Origin of the sequence: Natronocalculus amylovorans (assembly GCF_023638035.1) — an archaeon.
GTDB lineage: Archaea > Halobacteriota > Halobacteria > Halobacteriales > Haloferacaceae > Natronocalculus > Natronocalculus amylovorans.
Genome location: NZ_JAKRVX010000017.1, coordinates 1 through 5,275, shown reverse-complemented (window position 1 = coordinate 5,275; position 5,275 = coordinate 1). Strand labels below are relative to the sequence as shown.

The 5,275-nt window shown below is 54.5% G+C and carries 1 tRNA gene and 3 rRNA genes; all 4 read right to left on the bottom strand.

Features of this window, described 5'->3' with window-relative positions:
* Window positions 1–15: 15 nt before the first annotated feature.
* A 5S ribosomal RNA gene (gene rrf / locus AArcSt2_RS16630) occupies window positions 16–137 on the bottom strand.
* 141 nt (window positions 138–278) lie between these two features.
* Window positions 279–3,182: ribosomal RNA gene (locus AArcSt2_RS16625) — 23S ribosomal RNA — on the bottom strand.
* Window positions 3,183–3,400: 218 nt separating this feature from the next.
* Window positions 3,401–3,472 (bottom strand) — tRNA-Ala (locus AArcSt2_RS16620).
* Between the two features lie 141 nt (window positions 3,473–3,613).
* Window positions 3,614–5,087: ribosomal RNA gene (locus AArcSt2_RS16615) — 16S ribosomal RNA — on the bottom strand.
* Together the 16S, 23S and 5S rRNA genes with 1 tRNA gene alongside form the textbook arrangement of a ribosomal RNA operon.
* Window positions 5,088–5,275: the final 188 nt, after the last annotated feature.

The window sequence follows — 5,275 nt, the reverse complement described above, 5'->3', positions numbered from 1 at the left end:
TGAAAGTGGTATGAATGGAGGCGGCGGTGAACGACTCCCAGAGGGTCTCCCACTCCAGTACTGCGCTCAACGCGGGTAAGCTTAACTTCCGTGTTCGGGATGGGTACGGGTGTTGCCTTACCGCTCTGGCCGCCTTAATTCCAAGTCGCAGAATCGAACTGCGGTTATAAACACCAGTCTTGGTAGATTGGTTCTACTGACCATATGTAGTATGTGTGTGTAATCCAGTTAGCGCCTGGATCCTTCACAGGATCACCAACGCGTTGTCCAAAAGATTATGAATGTGGCTTGGTCTGTTAGTGCTCGTGGGCTTAACACCTCGTTGCCTCGGTGCGCACACCCCGAGTCTATCGAACTCGTCTTCTACGAGTGACCTCGGTGGTACTTCGTTTCTATGCAGGTTTCGAGCTTAGATGCGTTCAGCTCTTACCCTTCGGCGCGTGGCTACCCGGCATCTGCCCTCTCGGACAACCGGTACACCAGTGGCGCCCATTCGTAGTTCCTCTCGTACTATACGAACGTTCACATCAAGTACCTTACACCCCCAATAGATAGCAGCCGACCTGTCTCACGACGGTCTAAACCCAGCTCACGACCTCCTTTAATAGGCGAACAACCTCACCCTTGCCCGCTTCTGCACGGGCAGGATGGAGGGAACCGACATCGAGGTAGCAAGCCACCCGGTCGATATGTGCTCTTGCGGGTGACGACTCTGTTATCCCTAAGGTAGCTTTTCTGTCATCTACGGGCCTCATCAATAGGCCTCGTAGGTTCGCTAGACCACGTTTTCACGTCAGCGACACTCGTTAGGAATGTCACTGTCAGGCTCTCTTATGCTCTTGCGCTCTTCTCCGAGTTCCCGACTCGGATGAGAGAACCTTGGGGCGCGCTCGATATCTTTTCGAGCGCGTACCGCCCCAGTCAAACTGCCCAGCTACCGGTGTCCTCTGCTAAGAGTGAGAGTCGCAGTCACTAACGGGTAGTATTTCAATGTTGCCTCGGTGGCCCGCTGGCGCGGGTACCTGTGTAATGGCTCCTACCTATGCTGCACATTAGCGACCACGTCTCAGCGACAGCCTGCAGTAAAGCTCTATAGGGTCTTCGCTTCCCCTTGGGGGTCTCCAGACTCCGCACTGGAACGTACAGTTCACCGGGTCCAACGTTGGGACAGTGGCGCTCTCGTTTATCCATTCATGCAAGCCGCTACTGAAGCGGCAAGGTACTACGCTACCTTAAGAGGGTCATAGTTACCCCCGCCGTTGACGGGTCCTTCGTCCTCTTGTACGAGGTGTTCAGATACCCGCACTGGGCAGGATTCAGTGACCGTACGAGTCCTTGCGGATTTGCGGTCACCTGTGTTGTTACTAGACAGTCGGAGCGCCCTAGTTTCTGCGACCTGCTCTCTGCAGAGCAGGCATCCCTTATTGCGAACGTACGGGACTAACTTGCCGAATTCCCTAACGTCGGTTATCCCGACAGGCCTTGGCTTTCTCTGCCTGAGCACCTGTGTCGGATCTTGGTACGATCACTCTCATCGCTTTTTCACGGGCTCTAGGTAACATCGACTTTCGCTGTTTCAAGCTTCGTCCGCTTCGTGCTGTTACAGCTTCCACGGATTTCCTTGATTCGACCACGCGAAAGCGTGGCTCGATGGTTCCCAAAGCGTCAGCTTTGAGTTGAGAGTGGTACAGGAATATTAACCTGTTTCCCATTTGTCTGCTTCGAATTACGGGCAGACTTAGGATCGACTAACCCTCGGCTGATTGGCAGTGCCGAGGAACCCTTGCTCGTAAGGCCGTCGGGGTTCTCACCCGACTCTCGCTGCTACTGTGACCAGAATTTTCGTTACTGCGTGGTCCACACGAGTTCTCACCCGTGCTTCCACCCACACACTACGCCGACCTACGCGATCTGTTTGCCGCTAGGTATCGGAAGTGGATTTGAGCCCCGATCATTTTGGGCGCCTCAAACCTCGGCCGGTAAGCTGTTACGCTTTTCTTAGAGGGTTGCTGCTTCTAAGCTCACCTCCCGGCTGTTTAGGGCTTGAGACTACCTTCGATAGCACTTAATCCACATTTTGGGTCCTTAACCTAGCTCTGGGTTGTCTCCCTCACGGTGCACAAGCTTACCCCGCACACCGGACTCCCAACGTCTACAACGTCCATAAGTTCGGAGTTTGACAGGGAAGCGAACTCCTCTCGGAGTCCGGATTCCCAATCGGTCGCTCTACCTCATGGACTATCTCGGTTGAGGTCATGCTTCGACATGTTTCGGTCGGAACCAGCTGTTGCCGAGTTCGATGGGCCTTTCACCCCTATGCACAAATCACGGGAGGGTATTGTAGGACACCACCCCTAACGGGCCTCCACGCACCTTTCGGCACGCTTCACCCTGTTTGCGCATAGATCACTCGGTTTCGGGTCGTACCCCGATGACTCCCCGCGCTATGAACACGGCGGCCCTCGCAATGCTGCGGCCTTGTCGCTTTCGCTTCGCCTTCCCTGGTTCGCAGGTTAGACTCGTCATCGAAGTACACTCTCTGGTTCGTTTTTCAAAACGCACGACACAACATCGGCTCCACTTACACCTTACTGTACGTTCGCACGTAGGTCATTCTGTAAGTGGCCTTGTATGCTCTGTCGTTCTATCGCCGACTGATTTCAAGCTCTATTGCACGGTCCGTCTTGGAGTGCTTTTCAGCGTTCGCTCACGCTACTTGTTCACTATCGGTCTTGAGGAGTGTTTAGTCTTATCTGGGGATGCCAGATGCATTCACGAGGGATATCCGACCCCCGCTACTCTGGAGCTGACGCACGAGGTACTACGAAAACTTACGGGGTTGTCACCCTGTTTCACGCTCTATTCCAAGAGACTTCAGTTTCCAGTTCGCTCGATGAAAGTCAGTCCGGACACCACATTGCCCCGAGGGGCTTCGGTTTGGACTGTGTCGCGTTTACTCGCCGTTACTAACGATATCGCTGTTGCGTTCTTTTCCTATCGGTACTAAGATGTTTCAGTTCCCGACGTTCCCTATTGCGCGTGGCAATTGTTAGAGGGATTCCCATTTGGAGATCCTGAGTTCTTCGCCTCCATGCGGCTTCCTCAGGCTTTTCGCAGCTTGGCACGTCCGTCTTCAGCTCTCAAGCCGAGCTATTCACCAGCCGGCACAGTAGCCAGTTGATAATAATATAATTTGGGCGCGTTACTGTTCCGGTGAAGGATCCAGTTGACGCCTGGATTACACGTACATATGGTCGTCATTAATTATCCTCGAGTGCGGTGAGGACAATCGTCGAACCCTTCCCAACCTCGTTTTCACGGGATGGTGCATCTGTTCGTTACCGAATCATCCTTACGCCGTCCCCCACTTAAGGGGCACGATTGTACGGTGATTCTGATATGGACTCAGTGGGATTCGAACCCACGGCGTCCTCCTTGCAAAGGAGGCACTCTACCGCTGAGTTATGAGCCCACCCTCTCGACTGAGAGGGGGTGACCTTGGTGTGGTGTGAGCCACGATGGTTCTAAAGTGCCCGAGTTTGGTGGTGTTGTCTCCGGCCAACGGATATGAATGAAAAGGTGAGTCTACCCGGGTGGGTAGATCTCGGTCGTTAGGAGGTGATCCAGCCGCAGATTCCCCTACGGCTACCTTGTTACGACTTAAGCCCCCTTGCGAAGCCCAGATTCGACTGCCGTATGACAGCCTCATCCGGACCTCACTCGGGTGCTTTGACGGGCGGTGTGTGCAAGGAGCAGGGACGTATTCACCGCGCGCTTGTGACACGCGATTACTACCGAATCCAGCTTCATGTGGGCGAGTTTCAGCCCACAATCCGAACTACGACCAGGTTTCTGAGATTGCCGTCGCCTTTCGGCGTTGGAACCCATTGTCCTGACCATTGTAGCCCGCGTGTAGCCCAGCTCATTCGGGGCATACTGACCTACCGTTGCCCGTTCCTTCCTCCGCTTTAGCAGCGGCGGTCCTCCTAATGTACCCAACCACCCGGGGGTGTTGCTGGCAATTAGAAGCGCGGGTCTCGCTCGTTGCCTGACTTAACAGGACGCCTCACGGTACGAGCTGACGGCGGCCATGCACCTCCTCTCTATAGCTCGTAGTGGATGTCGTTAACATGACTGTCATTACTATAGTCGGAGCTGGTGAGATGTCCGGCGTTGAGTCCAATTAAACCGCAGGCTCCTCCGGTTGTAGTGCTCCCCCGCCAATTCCTTTAAGTTTCATCCTTGCGGACGTACTTCCCAGGCGGTCTGTTTAGCGGCTTCCCTACGGCACAACACCCACTCGTAGTGGGAGTCACACCTAACAGACATCGTTTACGGCTAGGACTACCCGGGTATCTAATCCGGTTCGAGACCCTAGCTTTCGTCCCTCACTGTCGAATCCGTCCTCGTGAAGTGCTTTCGCCATCGGTGGTCCGTCTGGGATTACAGGATTTCACTCCTACCCCAGACGTACCCTTCACGCCTTCCGGTTCCAAGCCATACAGTTTCTGCCGGACGCCTACCTGTTGGGCAGGTAGATTTCCCGACGGACTTGTACGGCCAGCTACGGACGCTTTAGGCCCAATAAAATCGGTCATCACTCGAGCTGCCGGTATTACCGCGGCGGCTGGCACCGGTCTTGCCCAGCTCTTATTCGTGTACCGCCTTACGGTACACAAAAGCGAGGGCTAATATGCCCTCGCACTTGGGATCCCCCTATCGCACTGGCGTGCAGTGTAAAGGTTTCGCGCCTGCTGCGCCCCGTAGGGCCCGGAATCTTGTCTCAGATTCCGTCTCCGGGCTCTTGCTCTCACAACCCGTACCGATTATTGGCACGGTGGGCCGTTACCCCACCGTCTACCTAATCGGCCGCAGCCACATCCTGTAGCGCCTGAGCGTTTTCTCAACAGCGTATTCCAACTGCTGTTGCGTATCCGTTATTAGCCTCAGTTTCCCGAGGTTATGACGGTCTACAGGGTAGTTTGACCACGTGTTACTGAGCTTTCCGCTACGAGTATAAACTCGTACAACTAGCATGGCTAAATCGAATCCCAATAGCAATGACCTCCGGCAGGATCAACCGGAATGTTGCCTCCTAGTGGAGGCGGTTGGCGGGTGTTCTCGTGATGAGAACACTTGTATCCAATTATAAAGTTTGCATTGCATGGTCCGTTGGTCGGTGGCACCGCGAAACTCGGGTGTCACCGAACCATCGTGGCTCACATCAGATTGCCTCTGATACGGCGTACCGCAGGGGGGCAATCCTCATTTCTTC